The organism is Streptomyces sp. NPDC020965, assembly GCF_044333555.1.
Classification (GTDB): domain Bacteria; phylum Actinomycetota; class Actinomycetes; order Streptomycetales; family Streptomycetaceae; genus Streptomyces.
In genome coordinates, this window is record NZ_JBIRRE010000005.1 from 87,289 (window position 1) to 104,248 (window position 16,960).

15 protein-coding genes are annotated in these 16,960 nt (G+C 72.8%); 9 read left to right on the plus strand and 6 right to left on the minus strand.

Going from position 1 to position 16,960, the window contains the following annotated elements:
* From ACH4S7_RS16970 to ACH4S7_RS16990, 5 genes are read left to right on the plus strand one after another with little or no spacing between them, the layout of a single operon-like run.
* The gene (locus tag ACH4S7_RS16970) at positions 1-966 is read left to right on the plus strand and encodes a carbohydrate ABC transporter permease (RefSeq protein ID WP_398521971.1); all 966 of its coding nucleotides are present in this window, start codon (positions 1-3) and stop codon (positions 964-966) included.
* Positions 966-1,769 carry a carbohydrate ABC transporter permease gene (locus ACH4S7_RS16975; RefSeq protein WP_398521972.1) on the plus strand — a complete coding sequence of 268 codons (804 nt, stop codon included), beginning with the start codon at positions 966-968 and terminating at the stop codon, positions 1,767-1,769. Before ACH4S7_RS16970 ends, ACH4S7_RS16975 begins: the two co-directional genes overlap by 1 nt.
* The gene (locus tag ACH4S7_RS16980; protein ID WP_398521973.1) at positions 1,766-2,740 is read left to right on the plus strand and encodes an amidohydrolase family protein; all 975 of its coding nucleotides are present in this window, start codon (positions 1,766-1,768) and stop codon (positions 2,738-2,740) included. The genes ACH4S7_RS16975 and ACH4S7_RS16980 overlap by 4 nt, the downstream gene beginning before the upstream one ends.
* On the plus strand, positions 2,737-3,492 hold the full coding sequence (locus tag ACH4S7_RS16985; protein ID WP_398521974.1) for an amidohydrolase family protein: 756 nt from the start codon (positions 2,737-2,739) through the stop codon (positions 3,490-3,492). Before ACH4S7_RS16980 ends, ACH4S7_RS16985 begins: the two co-directional genes overlap by 4 nt.
* A complete protein-coding gene (locus tag ACH4S7_RS16990; protein WP_398521975.1) occupies positions 3,489-4,640 on the plus strand; it encodes a DegT/DnrJ/EryC1/StrS family aminotransferase in 1,152 nt (383 codons plus the stop codon). The genes ACH4S7_RS16985 and ACH4S7_RS16990 overlap by 4 nt, the downstream gene beginning before the upstream one ends.
* Before the next feature lie 146 nt (positions 4,641-4,786).
* Here the strand turns inward: ACH4S7_RS16990 and ACH4S7_RS16995 are convergent, their stop codons facing one another.
* Positions 4,787-5,785, minus strand: a complete 999-nt coding sequence (locus ACH4S7_RS16995; RefSeq protein ID WP_398521976.1) for an LLM class flavin-dependent oxidoreductase — start codon at positions 5,783-5,785, stop codon at positions 4,787-4,789.
* Positions 5,786-5,863: 78 nt separating this feature from the next.
* Between ACH4S7_RS16995 and ACH4S7_RS17000 the strand changes: the two genes are divergently transcribed.
* Positions 5,864-6,823: a dihydrodipicolinate synthase family protein gene (locus ACH4S7_RS17000; protein WP_398521977.1), complete on the plus strand. Its 960-nt coding sequence runs from the start codon at positions 5,864-5,866 to the stop codon at positions 6,821-6,823.
* 715 nt (positions 6,824-7,538) lie between these two features.
* The gene (locus ACH4S7_RS17005) at positions 7,539-9,431 is read left to right on the plus strand and encodes an alkyl/aryl-sulfatase (protein ID WP_398521978.1); all 1,893 of its coding nucleotides are present in this window, start codon (positions 7,539-7,541) and stop codon (positions 9,429-9,431) included.
* A 21-nt stretch (positions 9,432-9,452) separates the two neighbouring features.
* Here ACH4S7_RS17005 and ACH4S7_RS17010 read toward each other — a convergent pair whose 3' ends face one another.
* Genes ACH4S7_RS17010 through ACH4S7_RS17020 form a run of 3 tightly spaced genes read right to left on the minus strand, consistent with a single transcriptional unit; the run spans position 9,453 to position 12,204 of the window.
* Positions 9,453-10,241: an amidohydrolase family protein gene (locus ACH4S7_RS17010; protein ID WP_398521979.1), complete on the minus strand. Its 789-nt coding sequence runs from the start codon at positions 10,239-10,241 to the stop codon at positions 9,453-9,455.
* The gene (locus ACH4S7_RS17015; protein ID WP_398521980.1) at positions 10,241-11,080 is read right to left on the minus strand and encodes an amidohydrolase family protein; all 840 of its coding nucleotides are present in this window, start codon (positions 11,078-11,080) and stop codon (positions 10,241-10,243) included. Before ACH4S7_RS17015 ends, ACH4S7_RS17010 begins: the two co-directional genes overlap by 1 nt.
* The gene (locus ACH4S7_RS17020) at positions 11,077-12,204 is read right to left on the minus strand and encodes a DegT/DnrJ/EryC1/StrS family aminotransferase (protein ID WP_398521981.1); all 1,128 of its coding nucleotides are present in this window, start codon (positions 12,202-12,204) and stop codon (positions 11,077-11,079) included. The genes ACH4S7_RS17015 and ACH4S7_RS17020 overlap by 4 nt, the downstream gene beginning before the upstream one ends.
* A 260-nt stretch (positions 12,205-12,464) precedes the next feature.
* Between ACH4S7_RS17020 and ACH4S7_RS17025 the strand changes: the two genes are divergently transcribed.
* Positions 12,465-13,739 carry a hypothetical protein gene (locus ACH4S7_RS17025; RefSeq protein ID WP_398521982.1) on the plus strand — a complete coding sequence of 425 codons (1,275 nt, stop codon included), beginning with the start codon at positions 12,465-12,467 and terminating at the stop codon, positions 13,737-13,739.
* A 50-nt stretch (positions 13,740-13,789) separates the two neighbouring features.
* On the plus strand, positions 13,790-14,866 hold the full coding sequence (locus ACH4S7_RS17030; RefSeq protein WP_398521983.1) for a mandelate racemase/muconate lactonizing enzyme family protein: 1,077 nt from the start codon (positions 13,790-13,792) through the stop codon (positions 14,864-14,866).
* A 237-nt stretch (positions 14,867-15,103) separates the two neighbouring features.
* Here ACH4S7_RS17030 and ACH4S7_RS17035 read toward each other — a convergent pair whose 3' ends face one another.
* Positions 15,104-16,033, minus strand: a complete 930-nt coding sequence (locus ACH4S7_RS17035; protein ID WP_398521984.1) for an LLM class F420-dependent oxidoreductase — start codon at positions 16,031-16,033, stop codon at positions 15,104-15,106.
* A 150-nt stretch (positions 16,034-16,183) separates the two neighbouring features.
* On the minus strand, positions 16,184-16,912 hold the full coding sequence (locus tag ACH4S7_RS17040; protein WP_398521985.1) for a TetR/AcrR family transcriptional regulator: 729 nt from the start codon (positions 16,910-16,912) through the stop codon (positions 16,184-16,186).
* Positions 16,913-16,960 lie beyond the last annotated feature (48 nt).

Consider the following 16,960-nt stretch of genomic DNA (forward strand, 5'->3'; position numbering starts at 1 on the left):
ATGCTCACCAGGGACGACGACACGCCCGAGGCGTCGGGCGGCCGGGGGGACGTGCACGGCGAGGCCACGGCGGTGCGGCGGGCCGGTAGGGCCGGCCGGCTCGCCCGACGGCGCGAGGCCCGGGTGGGCCTCGCGTTCCTTGCCCCGATGCTGCTGCTGTTCCTCGTCTTCCGCTTCGGACCGACGCTCGGCGGCGCCCTGCTCTCGCTCACCGACTACCGGCTCAACGGCGAGTGGGAGTTCATCGGCGCCGAGAACTACACCCGACTGATGGGGGACGACCTCTTCTGGGAGAGCCTCGGGGTCACCGCGGTCTATACGGCGATCTTCGTCCCGATGACCGTCCTGCTCTCGCTCGGCACGGCCGTGCTGCTGCACCGCACGGTCTGGGCCCGGGGCTTCTTCCGGGGTGTCTTCTTCCTCCCGTACGTCACCAGCGTGGTGCTGGCCGCCGTCATCTGGAAATGGATCTACGACCTGGAGGACGGCCTGCTCAACCAGGCGCTGAGCCTCGTCTCCATCGGTCCGATCGATTTCCTCGGCGACGAACACCTCGTCCTCTCCTCGATCGCCGTCACCTCGGCGTGGAAGGGGTTCGGCTATTCGATGCTCATCCTGCTCGCCGGACTCCAGTCGATTCCGCGTGAGGTCGTCGAGGCGGCCACCATCGACGGCGCCACCGCCTGGCAGCGATTCCGCTGGGTGACGCTGCCGCTGCTGCGCCCCGTGCTCTTCTTCGTCCTCGTCATCGAGGCCATCGGGGCGTTCCAGGTCTTCGACGCCATGTATGTGATGACCTCGGGCGGCCCCGTCCGGGCGAGTTACTCGCTGGTGTACTTCCTGTACGACTCGGGATTCAAATTCTTCGACTTCGGATATGCCAGCGCGATCGGCATCGTCCTCTTCGTCGTCGTGCTCGTCTTCTCGCTCATCCAGCGACGGCTCATCGGCAGGGAGGCTGATTGATGGCGCGGCTGAGGCTGCCCGTACTGCTGATTCTGGTGGCTCTGGTCACCGTCACTCCGTTCGTGGTGATGGTGCTGGTGGCGTTCGCGCCAGCCGGGGGTAAAACCCTGCCGGACGCCCTGAATCTCACCCGCGCCACCTGGGACAACTTCTCGGACGTGCTCGGCAGTGCCGACATCATGCGCTGGGCGGTCAATTCACTGATCTACTCGGTGATCTCCGTCGTCCTCATCCTGCTCTTCGCCTCCATGGCCGGATACGCCTTCGCGAAGAAGCGGTTCCCGGGCCGGGAGATTCTCTTCTGGTCCTTCCTCGCGACCCTGATGGTGCCGTTCCAGGCCACCCTCATTCCGTACTACATTCTGGTGTCGGAGATGGGTGGTGTGGACACGTACTGGGGCATGATCGTGCCCACCCTCGCCAATTCGCAGGCCGTCTTCCTGATGCGGCAGTTCATCCACGGACTGCCGGACGAACTCTTCGAGGCGGCGAAGATCGACGGTGCGTCGGAGTGGCGGATCTTCACCACCGTCGTCATTCCGCTGATCCGGCCGATCCTGGCCACGCTGGGGGTCTTCGTCTTCCTCTGGCACTGGAACGACTTCCTGTGGCCGCTCGTCATCGGCCAGTCCACCGAGATGCGGACACTGACGGTCGGGCTCGCGACCCTGGAGGGCGAGAACGTCGCGATCAACCAGATCATGGCGGGGGCGACCATCACGGTGGTGCCCTGTCTGCTGGTCTTCGGGCTGCTCCAGCGCTATCTGACCGACTCGATCGCCACCAGCGGTCTGAAGTCATGACCTCCGGCGCCGGGGCCTCCGCTGGTGGATCTTCCGGTGGTGGGGGGCCCGGCGCGGGGGCCCCACCCGTACTCGACGCGATCGGGGCGATCGGGGCGACCGACGCCATCGGGGCGTCGATCGCCGTGGTCGACATCAATCGGATGCTCGGCCCGCTGCCGTACGAGGAGGTGCCGAGCCGGACCGTCGCCGGGCTGGTCCGGGAACTCGACCGGCTCCGTATCGATCTCGCCTGTGTGACGCACAGCCATGCGGTCCACGGCGACCCGCGCGACGCCGGCCCGACGGCCCGGCTCGCGGAATCCGCCGCCCCTGGCCCGCGTCTGGTGCCGGTGCCGGTGCTGATCCCCGGGCCATTCGGGACGGGCCGGCCGGGGGACGAGCGGCTGGTGCGGCTCTGCCCCGGCGAACACCGCTGGCCGCTGACGGGCGGGCCGTCCCTCGCGCTCGCGGCGGAACTGGCCCGGCGCGGTATCGCGGTGCTGCTCGGCTGGGAGACGGTGACGGCGCCGGAGGTCGCCCGGTACGCGGCCGGGACGCCGGAACTCCGGATCGTGCTCACCGGCACCGGCTACCGGAGCGCCCGCGAACTCACCGGGCTGATGGACACCCACCCCGGCCTCTCCGTGGACACGTCCACCCTCGCGGGACACCTCCAGGTCGAGTGGTTCGCCGAACGCCACGGCGCCCGGCGGGTCCTGTTCGGCACGGGCGCGCCGGTCACGGACGACGCGGGCCCCCGCTACCAGCTCGACACCCTGGACCTGCCGGAGCCGGCACGGCGGCTGATCGCGGGCGGTAACGCGCTGCGGCTACTGGGACTGGCGGGACTGGCGGGACTGCCAGGGCGGCCGGAGCCACCAGGACAGCCGGAAGCGTCGGTCCCGCCGGCCTCAGGCGGGCGGCACCCCGGCCCTGTACCGGAGGACGGTCACACCGGCCCTGTACCGGAGGGCGGTACACCCCGGTGACCGTCATCGACGCCCACGCGCACCTCGGCCGGTGGGACGCCTTCGGCATCACCGACGGGTCCGCGCGCGGGCTCCTGCGGGTCATGGACCGGTGTGGGGTCACCACCGCCTGTGTGTCGCATCTGCTCGCCGTCGGGCCCGACGCCCGGACCGGGAACCAACTCCTCCTGGACGAACTCGCCCGCCACCCCGGGCGGCTCCTCGGCTACGCCGTCTACCAGCCGCACGACCCCGAGGCGCCCAGCCGGCTCCGGGATCTGCTCGACGTCCCCGGTGTCATCGGCATCAAGCTCCACCCCGAGACACACCGGCTCCCGCTCGACCATCCCGGCTACGACCCCGCCTTCGCCCTCGCCGCCGAGCGCGGCCGGATTGTCCTCGCGCACGGCGAGTACGGCTCCGCCCACTCCGACCCCGTCCGCTTCGGCACCGTCGCGTCCCGCTGGCCCGAACCGCCGATCCTGATGGGTCACGCCGGGCTCTGGCCGGCCGGGTTCGGCGCTGCCGTCGACGCGGTCGGCCGCTGCCCCAACCTCGTACTGGAGACCTGCGGCTCCCGCGCGACCGCCCGTCATCTCACCCGGCTCGTCGCCGAAGCCGGGGCCGACCGGGTCGCCTTCGGCTCCGACGCCGTCTTCCTCGACCTGCGCATCGGCCTCGGCCGCGTACTCCTCGCGGAGCTGGCCGAGAACGACCGCCGACAGGTCCTGCACGGCACGATGGAACGTCTGTTGAAGGGGGTACGGGGATGAGCCCCGTCCGCACCGAGGACTGGCCCCGCTGGCCGCCCCCGCCCACCGGCGAACAGCGGGAACGGCTGCTGCGGGTGCTCGACGGCGGCCGGTGGGGTGCGACCTCGGGCACCGAGACGGCCGGCTTCGCCGCCGCGTTCGCCCGTACGGTCGGCGCGGCGCACGGCCTGTGCACCGTGAACGGCACGGTGGCGCTCTTCCTGGCGCTGCGCGCGCTCGGCGTACGGGCGGGGGACGAGGTCATCGTGCCCGCCTACACCTTCGTGGCCAGCGCCACCGCCGTCGTACTCGCCGGTGCGTCCCCGGTCGTCGCCGATGTGACGGAGACCCTCCACCTCGACCCCGCGGCCGTGGACCGGCTCGCCGGGCCGCGCACCACGGCGGTGCTCCCGGTGCACCTCGCGGGCGCGCCCGCCGACACCGGCGCGCTGCGGGAGGTCGCCGACCGGCACGGTCTCGCCGTCGTGGAGGACGCGGCCCAGGCCCACGGCGCCCGGCGGTACGGCCGGAGCGCGGGCGGCCTCGGCGACGCGGGCTGTTTCAGCTTCCAGTCCAGCAAGGCGATGACGGCCGGTGAGGGCGGCATCGTGGTGACCGATGACCGGGCGGTGTACGAGCGGCTCTGGGCGTTGCACAACGTGGGGCGGGCCGTCGACGGGGGCTGGTACGACCATCCGGAGCTGGGCTGGAACCTGCGGATGACCGAGTTCCAGGCTGCGGTGCTCCGTCCGCAGCTCGCGCTGCTCGATGGCTGGATCGAGCACCGGGCGGCCCGCGCGGCGGCCCTCGCCCGCGAGTTGGTGGCGGTCGAGGGGCTCGAACCGGTGCCGGTACCACCGGGGACGACCCGGCACACCTGGCATCTGGCGATGCTGCGGTACGAGTCCGGCGCGTTCGGCGGGCGCTCCAAGGCGGAGTTCGTGGCCGGGATGGCGGCCGAGGGCGTCCCGCTGGACCCGGGATACCGCTCGCTGAGCCGGGAGCCCTCGCTCGCACCGCACCGGGTCCGGAGCGGGCCGTGTCCGGTCGCGGAGGCGGCCGGGGAATCGGTGGTGTGGGTGCGGCAGCCGATGCTGATGGCGGACGACGCGGCGATGGGGCAGATCGCGGAGGCGGCCCGTGTCGTCCAGGCCCGCTTCAGGGGCTGAGCCCGGGCGCTTCAGATGAGGGCGCCTTCAGATGCGGCGCCCTCATGCGTGACGCCCTCATGCAGGGCGCCTTCGTGTGCGGCGCCTTCGCGTACGGTGTCGGGTGTTCCGGCGCCGGGTGTTCCGGTGCCGGGTGTTCCGGTGCTTCAGGTACGGAGCCGGGGGAGCACCTCCGTACCGAACAGTTCGATCGCGCTCAGCGCGTCCCGCTGCGACATCCCCGGCGGCTGGATCCGCAGGACCACCCCGTCGGCCCCCATCTCCCCGTACGTCCCCAGCCGCTGGACGCACTCCGCCACCGACCCGATCACCGAACGGTCCGCGATGTCGTCCCACTCCTGGGCGTACCGCGCCGCGTCCGCCGAGGTGCGCTTCCAGTCCCCATAGGCGTCGTACAGCCCGCGCAGCGGCGCCTCCAGCGCGGTCCTGGCCCCCTGTGACGTGCCGGCGGCGAAACCCTCGCGGCAGACGATGACCTCCGCGCCGAGACTGGCGGGTCCCCGTGGGTGCGAGCGGTACTCGGCGATCTTCTTGGGGAGTTCGGAGTCGAGTTCGTTGAACGACGTCGTCCAGCCGTCGCACATCCGGGCCGTGCGTGCCAGCGCGGCCGGGACCCGTCCGCCGTTCCAGATCCGGGGCCGCGGTGACTGGACCGGCCGGGGCGACAGGAACGCCCGGTCCACGGAGGTCCAGCGGCCGTCGTAGGTCACCTCGTCCGCCGTCCACAGCCGGGTGACCAGCTCCAGGCACTCCTCGAACCGGGCCACGCGTTCACCCGGTCGGGTGCCGTACAGCGCGAACTCTTCGGGCCGGTACCCGAGCACGAATCCGGCCGTGAGCCGTCCGCCGGAGAGCACGTCGATGTGGGCGAGCGTCTCGGCGAGCCACACCGGTTGGTAGACGGGCGCGATGAGTCCCGCCGTGGCGAGCCCGATCCGCTCGGTGTGCGCCGCGAGGTACGCCAGCGAGGTCACCGCCTCGTGGTAGCCGGGCCGGTGCAGATGGCGTTCGCCGAGGACGATCCAGTCGAATCCGACCTCTTCCGCCAGCCGTGCCTGCTCCACCGCGTCGGCGAGCCGGGGCCGGTCGGCGGGGTCCGCGTAGAGGTTGAGGTAGAGACCGAGACGCGTGCGGCGCTGGGGCATTCTCGCTGGCCTTTCCTTTACGGTCCGGGCCGTAAAGGCTAGCGTGTCGCCAACGGCCGCGACAGACGGGAGAACGCCATGTCCGCGACGGATGAGTTGATCCGCCGACTGCGCGGCACGGTGCTGCCCGCCGTGGTCACCCCCATAGACGCCCGGGGCGCCGTGGACCTCCGCGCGCTCCGCGGCTACGCCGAGCGGATCGCCGCCGAGCGGATCGGGGGCGTCGCGGTCTGGGCGCACACCGGCCGTGGTCTCCACCTCAGCTACGCCGACCGGGAACGCGTGCTCGGTGTCTGGCGCGAAGTGGTCGACGGGCCGATCGTGGCCGGAGTGGGGGTGCCGCGTACGGTCCGCCCGGCGGACGCCGCCACGGCGGTGGAAGCGACGGTCGGGATGGCCGTCCACGCGGCGGCCATCGGCGCGGACGCGGTGATGGTCTATCCGCTGGCCCAACTCGCCGACCGGCCCGATGAAGCGGTCGCCTGCCATGAGCGGGTGGCCCGCGAGAGCGGCCTCCCGGTGCTGGGGTTCTTCCTGCACGGCGAGGCGGGCGGCTATCCCTATCCGCCCGAGCTGATCGGCCGGCTGCTGGCGCTGCCGTCCGCCGTGGGCGTCAAACTCGCCACCCTGGACCGGGCGATGGCCTGCCAGGACGCCATCCGGGCGGCGGAGGGCAGCGGAAAGCTGGTGGTGACGGGGGAGGACCGGATGTTCGGGCCGTCCCTGATGTGGGGCGCGGACTCGGCGCTGGTGGGGATCGCGGCGGCGCGGGTGGGGCTGACGAGGGCGGTCCTGGACACCTGGACGGCGGGCGATCACACCGGTTTCATCCGGGCGTCGGCGCGGCTGGACCGGTTCGCCGAGGTGACCTTCCACGCACCGATCGAGGGCTATGTGCGGCGGATGCTGTGGGCGGCCGTGTGGGAGGGGCTGCTGCCGGAGTCGGCGGCACACGATCCGTACGGGCCGGAACCGCGCGCGGGGGAGCGGGCCGCGGTGATCGGCCGCCTGGAGGAGCTGGCCCGCGAGAAGGACTGACGCGCCCGCGCGTGGGCCCTGGCGGAACCGATGCGCTCGCCCCGGGACGCCGCGCCCCGGGGCGGGACCGCGCCGCCGCGCGCTCCCCGGACGGATCGCCCCCCCCGAACGAACCGGCTCCCCGGACGGATCGCCCCCCCCGAACGAACCGGCTCCCCGGGTGGATCGCCCCCCCCCGAACGAACCGGCTCCCCGGGTGGATCGCCCCCCCCCGAACGAACCGGCTCCCCGGGTGGATCGGCTCCCCGAAGGGACTGGCTTCCCGGTCGGGATCGCGGCGTCGCGCGCTCCCCGGGCGGATCGGCTCCCCGAAGGGACCGGCTCCCCGAAGGGACCGCGTCTCCTCGCGCTCCCCGAAGGGACCTGCTTTCCGGTCGGGACCGCGCCGCCGCGCGCTCCCCGGACGGATCGGCTCCCCGAAGGGGCCGGCTCCCCGAACGGGCCGGCCCTCCGCCTCTCGCCCGTACGCCTTCCCTCCGCCGCCGTACGCCCGCCCCTTCCGCCGTACGCCCGCACCCCCTCACCCGTACGCCGTCCCCCGATGGCCCGCTCCCGCCGCCCGCACCACACTCGGGTGACCGACGGACGGTGTGCCGGCCGGTCAGCGGGAGTGTCCGCACCGGAGCGTCGCCCCAGGTGGTCCCTCAGGTCCCACCCGGCTGCGCACCACCGCCGTACGCCGTGAGCCCCCGGCCGGTCCGGAACGGAGCGATCGATGAGCGCCCTGCCCCCACCCGATGCCGATGCCCGCGCGGGCGCCAGTGCCGGTGGCGGCTCTGACACCGGTACGCCGCTCGACTTCGATGACACCACCGACGCCGAGAACGCCGACCGGGGCTTCGTCGCCGCCCTCCGGCCCGCCGTGGTCACCGACGCCGAAGGGCGGGTCGTCTACGACAACGACGCCTACGCGTTCCTCCGGGGCGACTGCCCGGACACCGCCCACCCCAGCCTCTGGCGCCAGGCCCAGCTCTGCGCGCGCCAGGGGCTGTACGAGGTGACCACCGGCGTCTACCAGGTGCGCGGCCTCGACCTCTCCAACATGACCGTGGTCGAGGGTCGGCGCGGAGTCGTCGTCATCGATCCGCTGATCTCCGCCGAGACGGCGGCGGCCGCACTCGCCCTCTACCGCGAACACCGGGGCGACCGCCCCGTCACCGGGTTGATCTACACCCACTCGCACGGCGACCACTTCGGCGGATCGCGCGGCGTACTGCCCCGCGACGCCGAGGACGGGGTCCCGATCCTCGCCCCCCGCGGCTTCCTCGAACACGCGGTCAGTGAGAACGTCTACGCCGGCAACGCCATGACCCGGCGGGCCGTCTTCATGTACGGCGACCGGCTCCGCAAGGCCCCCGACGGCCAGATTGGCGCGGGCCTCGGCATGACCACCTCCACCGGCACCATCACCCTCGTACCGCCCAACGTGGAGATCACCCGCACGGGCCAGGAAGAGACGGTCGACGGCGTACGGATCGTCTTCCAGCTCACCCCCGGCACCGAGGCGCCGGCCGAGATGAACTTCCTGCTCCCCGACCACCGGGCCCTCTGCCTGGCCGAGAACGCCACCCACACCCTGCACAACATCCTGACCCTGCGCGGCGCCGTCGTCCGGGACGCCCGGATCTGGTCCCGCTACCTCGACGAGGCCATCGACCTCTTCGACGGGACGTACGACGTCGCCTTCGCCTCGCACCACTGGCCCACCTGGGGCCATGACCGGGTGGTCGGATTCCTCGGCGAACAGCGCGACCTGTACGCGTATCTCCACGACCAGACGGTGCGGTTGCTCAACGAAGGGCTGACCGGATCCGAGATCGCCGAGACCCTCCGGCTGCCGCCCGCCCTGGCCCGCTCCTGGCACGCGCGCGGCTACTACGGCTCGCTCAGCCATAACGTCAAGGCGATCTACCAGCGCTACATGGGCTGGTTCGACGGCAACGCCGCCCACCTGTGGGAGCATCCGCCGGTCGAACAGGCGAAGCGGTACGTCGAGGTGGCGGGCGGACCCGAGGCGGTGCTCGCCGCCGCCCGCCGCTACGCCGACAGCGGCGACGCCCGGTTCGCCGCCACCCTCCTCAACCATCTCGTCTTCGCCGACCCCGCCAACACCGAGGCGACGACGGCCCTGGCCGCCGTCTACGACCGGCTGGGCCAGGGCGCGGAGAACGGGACCTGGCGCAACTTCTATCTGACGGCGGCCCAGGAACTCCGCCACGGCGAGAACGCGGCGATCCTCGACAGCACCAACCCCGAGATGGCGCTCGCGCTCACCACCGACATGCTGCTGGACTCCATCGCGGTACGGATCGACGGCCCGCGGGCGTGGGACGAGGACCTCGTCATCGATCTCCGGCTCACCGACGAGGACCGGCGCCATCGGCTCACCCTCCACCACGGCGCCCTCACCCACCGGGTGATCGCGCCGGACCACACGCCGGCCTCGACCGCCCGGCTGACGCTCACCCTCAGCAAGGCCCGACTGCTGGGGGTGCTCGCGGGTCAGGGGCTGGACGGGGTGACGGTCGACGGCGATCCCGGGGCGCTCGACCGGCTCCTGTCCCTGGTCACCACGCCCGACCCGGCGTTTCCCATCGTCACCCCCTGAGCCGTCCGCCGAGAGCCGTCGTCAGCCGCTGAACGACGGCGCGGCAGCCCCCTGCGCCTCCCGGGCCTCCGCCAGTGCGTCATCCAGGCCGAACAACCCCACCGCGTTCCGCCACAGCACCTTCTCCCGCTCCTCGTCCGTGAACCCCGCGTCCCGGACCACGCCGAGCGAGACACAGGGGTCGATCAGCGTCGCGTCCGTACCGAAGAGCATCCGCTCCACCGGTACGCCCGCCTCCCGCGCGTACGCGACCCGCCCCGCGTCCGTCGCCGTCCGGCAGTGCTCCAGATAGAGCCGGTCGCAGGAGGCCGCCGCGTGCGCCGCCTCCCGCCAGGCGTCACCGCCCGCGTGTCCCATGATCACGCGGAGCGCCGGACGGCACGCCACCAGCTCGGGCAGCAGCGTCACCTCCTGGCCCCAGGTGTGCAGCAGCAGCGGCACCCCCGCCTCGGCGACCAGGTCGAACGCCTCCGCCATCTGCGGTGTCCCCGGCAACCGCCCCGGATAGTGGGTGTGGATCTTCGCCCCCAGGAACCGGCCGGTGTCCAGACAGCGCCGCAGATCCGCCGCGCTCTCCTCGATCCGGTTGGGGTTGACCACCGCGTAGCCGTACAGCCGGGGCCGGGTCTCCAGCGCCTCCCGCAGCGCCGCGTTCCCCGCCACCGCGTCGTACACCACCGCCTCCGACGCCGACACCAGTTGGAGATCGATGCCGTACCGGTCCATCTGCCGGAGGTTGTTGTCCGCGTCCCCGCAGGTCAGATGGAACTGCCAGCGCCCCACATGGGCGTGCACATCGATGATCGGCATCAGGCCAGCAACTCCTCGACATTGGTGGTGGCGATGGCGGCGCGGTCCTCCTCGGAGATGTCCGCGTAGCGGAGCTTCAGGGTCTGCGGGGAGATGTCCATGAAGGGGGTGCGGGAGCCGAAGACCAGATGGCGCGCGCCGACGGACTCCACCACCCGTTCGATCGAGTCGGGCCCGGACAGCATCCGGGTGGTGACCCGGAACCCCGGTTCGTCCCGGGCCAGCAGCAGGAAGTCCGCCAGCAGGTAGGCGTGCAGATCGAGGAAGACGACCTGCGCGCCCCGGCCGGTGAGGGGCGGGCCGAAGCGGCGCGGATCGCCGTCGTGGAGCAGGACAAGGCCGCGCTCCAGGGCCAGTTCGACGATGCGGCGGTAGCCGGGGAAGCCGGGCTCGGCCGCCTGGTCGACGGTGAAGAGCCGGAGGAAGCGGACCCCGGCCGCGGCCAGTTCGTCCAGCCGTTCCTCGGCGGTCGGCGCGTCCCGGAGGTCCACGGTGCCGACCGGCCGCAGCTCCGGGCAGTCGGCGAGATCGCGGATGGTCTCGGCGTTGCCCGCGCCGTCGTCGTAGAGCGGGCCCCGGGTGGAGAGGGCCAGCGCGCCGGAGACGGGGGAGCCCTTCAGGATGGACCGGACCTCCGCCAGACCGATGTCCCGGTGGTGCCGGGGCCAGGGCCCGTACAGCACGTCCACGTCCCAGCCGACGCATTCGCGCGGCGAGGGGACCATCCAGTCGTACGCGGCCGACGCGCGGGCGTCCGGGGCGTCGTGACGGCCGGCCGGCTCGCGTTCGTCCGCCGGGTCGCGTTCGTCCGCCGGGTCCATCGGGTCGTACGGGGTCATCGGGGCAGTCCCACCTCTCGCAGGGCGCGGGCGATCAGGTCCACATCGTCCTCGCTGTACGCCTCGTTCCACTGGAGCACCAGCAGTGTCCGGTCGATCAGTTCCTCCGCCCGGGGGCAGAGACCCGGCGGATATCCCGGCAGCGCCGGATTGGCGTACAGGGGGCGCTCCAGATAGCCGGGCAGCGCCGGTACGCCCGCCTCGCCCAGGGCCTTCGCCCAGCGCGTGTTCTCCTCGACCAGCAGGGGCATCACCCACCAGGCGTGCCCCTCCCGCCGCTCCGGCATCCGGACGCCCGCGAGACCGTCGATCGCCACCGCCAGCCGCTGCGCCCGCGCGCGACGGAGCCGTACCACCTCCGCCACCTTGTCGAGCTGGGCGCGGGCGACCGCCGCCGTCAGCTCGGTCATCCGGTAGTTGAGGCCCATCAGCCGGTGGATCCGGCCCTCGCTCCGGTCCCAGCCCTTGTCCATGAAGAGCCGCATATGGCGGGCGAGCGCCGGGTCGTCGGTGAGCGCGAGGCCGCCGTCGCCCGCCGTGATGTGCTTGAACTGCTGGAGGCTGAAGCAGGCGATGTCACCCACCGTGCCCAGCAGCCGGTGCGACGCGTCCTCGCCGAGCCACGCCTGGGCGCAGTCCTCGATGAGGACGAGGCCGTGCCGGTCGCAGATCGCGCGCAGTGCGTCGACATCGGCGGCGGCGCCGAAGAGATGGACGGCGATGACCGCCTTCGTCCGGTCGGTGACCGCCGCCTCGACGGCCGCCGGGTCGAGGTTGCCGTCCTCGGGCCGGACGTCGGCGAAGACCACCCGGCCACCCTGGGCCATGACGGGGGCGACGGTGCCGAAGTCGGAGATGGGGGTGGTGATGACCTCGTCGCCGGGGCCGACTCCGGCCGCCGCGACCGCCAGATGCAGTGCGGCGGTGCCCGAGCTGCACGCCACCGTCTCCGCGATCGAGTACAGCCGGGACATCTCGGCTTCGAGGGCGCGTGCTTCACTTCCGAAGGAACTGCACAGCACGCCGGAGTCCAGGACCCGCAGCACCGCGGCCCGCTCCTCCGCGCCCAGGGTGCGTCCGCGCGGTTCGAGAACTGTGGGCAGTGGCATTTCCCGTTCTGGCATCGGGGCACTATCCTCTCCGCAGGTATGCGGTTATGGCCTGGGCCGAAAGTAGGGCCGCGGTTGCCGGGCGTCAACCCCGGTCGGCCCGTGCCGTCCCCGAAGCCCCGTCCAGCCCCGCCCGGTCCCGTCCGCTCGCGCTTCCCCGGGCCCCGCCCGCGCCGGCCGTCACCCGCCCGGCGCCGGACGGACGCCGGATCCGGCGCGTGTCCCGCCCGCAGCAGTTGTTTCCCGTACCACTCCAGGAGAACGGAGACCGGCCGATGGCACTCACGGTCGGCGTCATCGGTCCCGAGGACCTCGTCCACAAGGTGATCGCGGTCGGCGGGGTGTCCGGTGCGGACCGCCTCGTACCGCTGCCCTACCGGCATGAGGACGAGACCCTCGACATGGTCGTACGGGCGCAGGCGGAGGCGGACGCACTGCTCTTCACCGGAGTCGTACCGCATTCGCTCGCCGCCGCTGCCGGACTGCTCGACCGGCCCGCGATGTACGTCCCCTACAGCGGTGCCACCCTGCTGCGGGCCCTGGTGGAGCTGCTCAGGCTCGGGCACGACGTGTCCCGGATCTCCATCGACACCCTGCGCCGCGGCGAGGTCATGGAGACCCTGACCGAGGCCAAACTGCCCACCGAGCACGTCCACGTACTGCCCCACCGGGCCGGCCTCACCTCCCGCGACCTCGCCGACTTCCATCTGGCCGCGCGGGAGAAGAAGGGCACCAGGGTCGCCCTGACCTGCCTCGGCTCGGCCTTCCAACTCCTCGACCACGAGCTGCACGCCGTCCGGCTGGCGCCCGCCCGCCACTCCATACGCTCGACCCTCCAGGCGCTGGTCCTCGCCACCGCCGGCGCGCACAGCGGGGACGCCCGGGTCGCCCTGGGGATCATCGACCTGCCCACGGCGCACCGGGACCCGGCCGCCGACCGGGAGCTGGCGGCGGATCTGCGGGTGCTCGGCGGTTCGCTCGCCGACCTGCCCGACGGACAGCGGCTGGTCGTCACCACGAAGGGCGTGCTGGAGGAGGTCAGCGAGGACTTCACCCGGCTGCCCTTCCTGGACGACCTCGGCGCCCGGCACGGCTCCGCGCACGTCGGCTTCGGACTCGGCAGGACGGCCGCCGAGGCGGAGGCACTGGCCCGCCGGGCGGTCAACCGGGCCCGCTCGGTGGGCGCTGTCGCCGGGGTCGTCTCCATGGCCGACGATGTGGACATCGTCATCGACGCGGACCGCGGCGGGGCGGACGGCACCGGACCGGACGGCGCGCGGCCGGGCGGTACGGGGCCGGAGAGCACCGCCGCCCTCGCCCGCCGCGCCGGACTCAACCCCAAGACGCTGGAACGCCTCCGCGAACTCGTGGCGAGGGAGGCGGCGAACGGCATCACCGCACATCTGGTGGCGGAATGCCTCTCCGTCCAGCAGCGCACGGCCCGCCGCATCCTCAAGCGCCTCGAACGCGCGGGGGTCGCCGTGCCCACGGGCAGCCGCCACGAAGGTCAGACCGGCCGCCCACCGATCGTCTACCGCGTACGCCTCTGAGCGCCTCGGGACCGTCTTACGGTCCGGGCCGTAACCCTAAGGAGCCGTGCTTGAAGATCGCCTCGGTTCATACGCGCGTCGTCAGGGCCCCCTATCGACGCCCCTTCGTCATCAGCAGCGGGACCAGTCCCGAACTCATCAGCCTCGTCGTCGAGGTGCGCGCCACCGACGGCACGTCCGGCTTCGGCGAGGCGTCCCCGATGACCGCCTACACCGGCGAGACCCTCGCCGGCCTGGAGACCGCGCTCACCGACCATGTGGCGCCCGCCCTCATCGGTCGCGACCCCCGCGATCTCGCGGGCGCCCACCTCGCCATGGACACCGCCATCCGGGGCCAGCACCTCGCCAAGGCCGCGCTCGACATCGCCCTGCACGACCTCGCGGCACGGGCCGCCGGCTGGCCGGTGTGCCTGCTGCTCGGCGGTCTGGTGCGGCCGAGCGTGCCGACGGCGTGGGTGGTCGGCCTCGGCACCCTGGAGGAGATGGCGGCGGAGGCGTCCGAGTACGCGGCCCGTGGCTTCACCCACGTCAAACTGAAGGGCGGTGCCGACCCCGAACGCGACGTCCGGCTGACCCGGCTGGTCCGCCAGTCCGTCCCCGGGACGGTCGAACTCTCCCTCGACGCCAATGAGGGCTATGACCCCGGCACCGCGGCCCGCACCGTCGCCCGGCTGGCCGACGCGGGCCTGGACCTGGTCGAACAGCCGCTGCCGCGCTGGGATCTGGCGGGCATGGCGGCGCTCCGTGCCGGCGGCGGGGTCCGGGTGATGGCGGACGAGTCCATGCAGTCGGCGCACGACGCGATGGAGATCGTACGGAGAGGGGCGGCCGATGTCCTCAACATCAAGATCCTCAAGGTGGGCGGCCTGTACCGGGCCCGGCAGATCGCGGCGCTGGCGGAGTCGGCGGGGCTCGCGGTGAAGCTGGGCACGATGCCGGAGCTGGGCGTGGCGACCCTGGCGGCGGCCCATCTGGCGGCTGCCCTGCCGCACGCCACCGTGGCGGCGGATCTGGTGGGGCCGCTGCTGGTGACGGAGGAGCCGTTGGCGGGGAAGGCGTTCGGGGGGGTGGGGGAGACGGGGAAGGTGGAGGTGCCGACGGGGCCGGGCCTGGGGCACGACCTCTGATCCCGTCCTCCGTCCCCTCGATACGCCTTTCCGTTCCCGCGGCCCCGGGGGTCTTCGCACGTGACGCGCCACGCGATCCCCCGGGCCCCCGGGGCCCTTTCCGGGGGGTGCGAAGACCCCGTCGACCGGGCGAGGGCGGGTTGCGTCCCTCCTGGCGTCGACCGCCCCCGGCTCAGACGTCCGCCGTCGACCGGGCGGGGGTGGGTTGCATCCCTCCCGGCGTCGACCGCCCCCGGCTCAGACGCCCGCCGCCCGTGCGGCCCCGTACACCTCGGCCGCCACGTCCATCAGTTCGGCGGCGTCCCGTGCCGAGCCCTGGAGGTCGAGCATGATCTCCGGTACGCCGGTCTCAGCGTGCGCCACCAGGTCCTCGACGATCTGCGCCACACTGCCCTGGAAGGGCTGCCGGCCCGCACCGTCGAACGGCCGCGCGCTGTACCGGGCGTTGGCGCGGGCGCAGGCACCGAGCGGGCGCTCCCGGCCGCGTTCGGCGGCCAGCTCCCGCATCCGCCGCCACTCATCGGCGAGCTGCGAAGCACCCATGGCCACCGGAACCCAACCGTCCGCCCGGTCCACCAGCCGGCGGGCGGCGCGGGGGCTGCTCGCCGGCAGATAGACCGGAATGGGGCGCACCGGCTTGGGGCCGACCGCGGACGGGGCGATGGTGGTCAGCTCGCCCTGGTACGAGACGGGGTCCGGCCCCCAGACCGCCGCACATACGTCCAGCAGTTCGTCCAGGACCGCGCCGCGTTTCTCGAAGGGGGCGACGGCCGCGGCGGCGTACTCGTCCAGGGACCAGCCGGTGCCGAGGCCGGCGACCACCCGGCCGCCGCTGGCCACATCGATGGAAGCGAGCGTACGGGCGAGCTGGAAGGGTACGTGCAGCGGCGCGACCAGGACGCTGGTGCCGAGCCGGGCCCGCTCGGTGGCCGCGGCGGCGAGGGTGAGCGTCACCAGCGGATCGGCGACACCGCGGTACTGGTCGGGCCAGGCCAGCCCGGGGACCCCGAACAGGCCCTGCGTGGCGGGTTCGGGGAAGAGCACTCGCTCGAAGACCCACAGGCTCTCGTATCCGGTCTCCTCCGCCGCTCGGGCCACGGCGGCCACATCGCGGGCGAGGTCGTACTGCTTCATCTGCGGGAGACCGAGGCCGAGGGGGATCGGCATGGGCGCGCTCCTTCGTACGGATGACGGGACGCGACCACGCTAGGGCAGTTACTTGTTGAGCACTCAACTTTCGATGGGGTTGGCCGGAGATGATCGACGGGGACACCCCGAACCGGCCAAAGACACGGGCTCTCGGCCGTCCGTCCCGGCCTACAGCCCTCGGGCCGCCCCCTCCACCAGCGGGGCGACCCCCCGGGCCAGCCGGCCCACCGGGCCGTCCGCCCGCTCCAGCGCCACCAGCCCCCGTACCGCTTCCGCCGTCCCCTCGTCCGTCGTCGCCGACGCCGTCAGCAGCGCGATGAGATGGTCGACCAGCCACTCCCGCAGCTCGATGGCGGTCGGCTGCTTCCCCTCGTCCAGCCAGATCAGCGAGGCCACCTCCACCGCCGCGATCCAGGTCCGCACCAGCATCCGCAGCCTGGGGCCCGGCCGGTCCGCGCCCAGATGGACGAGGATCTGCTCGGCCGCGACCCGCCGTACCTCGTCCACGATCGCGGTCGTACGGGAGGTCTCCGCCACGCTCCCACCGCGCAGCAGCGCGCTGAACCCGGCGTCGTGGCCGTCCACGAAGACCAGATACCGGTCCAGCACCCGGGACAGCCGTTCCGTCGGCGGCCCGGACGGCGTTTCGGTGAAGCAGAGTTCCAGTTCGTCGGCGGCCGACCGCAGGGCGGACTCGTACAACTGCTGCTTGCCGCCCGGGAAGTAGCGGTAGACGAGGGGCCGCGAGACCCCCGCCGCCTCCGCCACGTCATCGAGGGAGATCTCGTCCGGTGGCCGGTGCGCGAAGAGCCGGAGTGCCGCGGCCAGGAGCTGGGAACGGCGTTCCTCGACACTGAGCCGTCGGTACGCCCGGGTCGCCGGTGCGGAACTGGTCATGCTCGCAGCGTAACCGCAGGACTCCGGAACCGGCCCTGGTCGCGCGGG

Coding starts and splice junctions, on each gene's coding strand:
- ACH4S7_RS17035 (WP_398521984.1), bottom strand. CDS start 16,033: ATGCCGATCCCCCTCGGCCTCGGTCTCCCGCAGATGAAGCAGTACGAC.
- ACH4S7_RS17010 (WP_398521979.1), bottom strand. CDS start 10,241: ATGCCGATCATCGATGTGCACGCCCATGTGGGGCGCTGGCAGTTCCAT.
- ACH4S7_RS17015 (WP_398521980.1), bottom strand. CDS start 11,080: ATGACCCCGTACGACCCGATGGACCCGGCGGACGAACGCGACCCGGCG.
- ACH4S7_RS17020 (WP_398521981.1), bottom strand. CDS start 12,204: ATGCCAGAACGGGAAATGCCACTGCCCACAGTTCTCGAACCGCGCGGA.
- ACH4S7_RS16975 (WP_398521972.1), top strand. CDS start 966: ATGGCGCGGCTGAGGCTGCCCGTACTGCTGATTCTGGTGGCTCTGGTC.
- ACH4S7_RS17040 (WP_398521985.1), bottom strand. CDS start 16,912: ATGACCAGTTCCGCACCGGCGACCCGGGCGTACCGACGGCTCAGTGTC.
- ACH4S7_RS16970 (WP_398521971.1), top strand. CDS start 1: ATGCTCACCAGGGACGACGACACGCCCGAGGCGTCGGGCGGCCGGGGG.
- ACH4S7_RS17005 (WP_398521978.1), top strand. CDS start 7,539: ATGAGCGCCCTGCCCCCACCCGATGCCGATGCCCGCGCGGGCGCCAGT.
- ACH4S7_RS17000 (WP_398521977.1), top strand. CDS start 5,864: ATGTCCGCGACGGATGAGTTGATCCGCCGACTGCGCGGCACGGTGCTG.
- ACH4S7_RS16995 (WP_398521976.1), bottom strand. CDS start 5,785: ATGCCCCAGCGCCGCACGCGTCTCGGTCTCTACCTCAACCTCTACGCG.
- ACH4S7_RS16980 (WP_398521973.1), top strand. CDS start 1,766: ATGACCTCCGGCGCCGGGGCCTCCGCTGGTGGATCTTCCGGTGGTGGG.
- ACH4S7_RS16990 (WP_398521975.1), top strand. CDS start 3,489: ATGAGCCCCGTCCGCACCGAGGACTGGCCCCGCTGGCCGCCCCCGCCC.
- ACH4S7_RS17025 (WP_398521982.1), top strand. CDS start 12,465: ATGGCACTCACGGTCGGCGTCATCGGTCCCGAGGACCTCGTCCACAAG.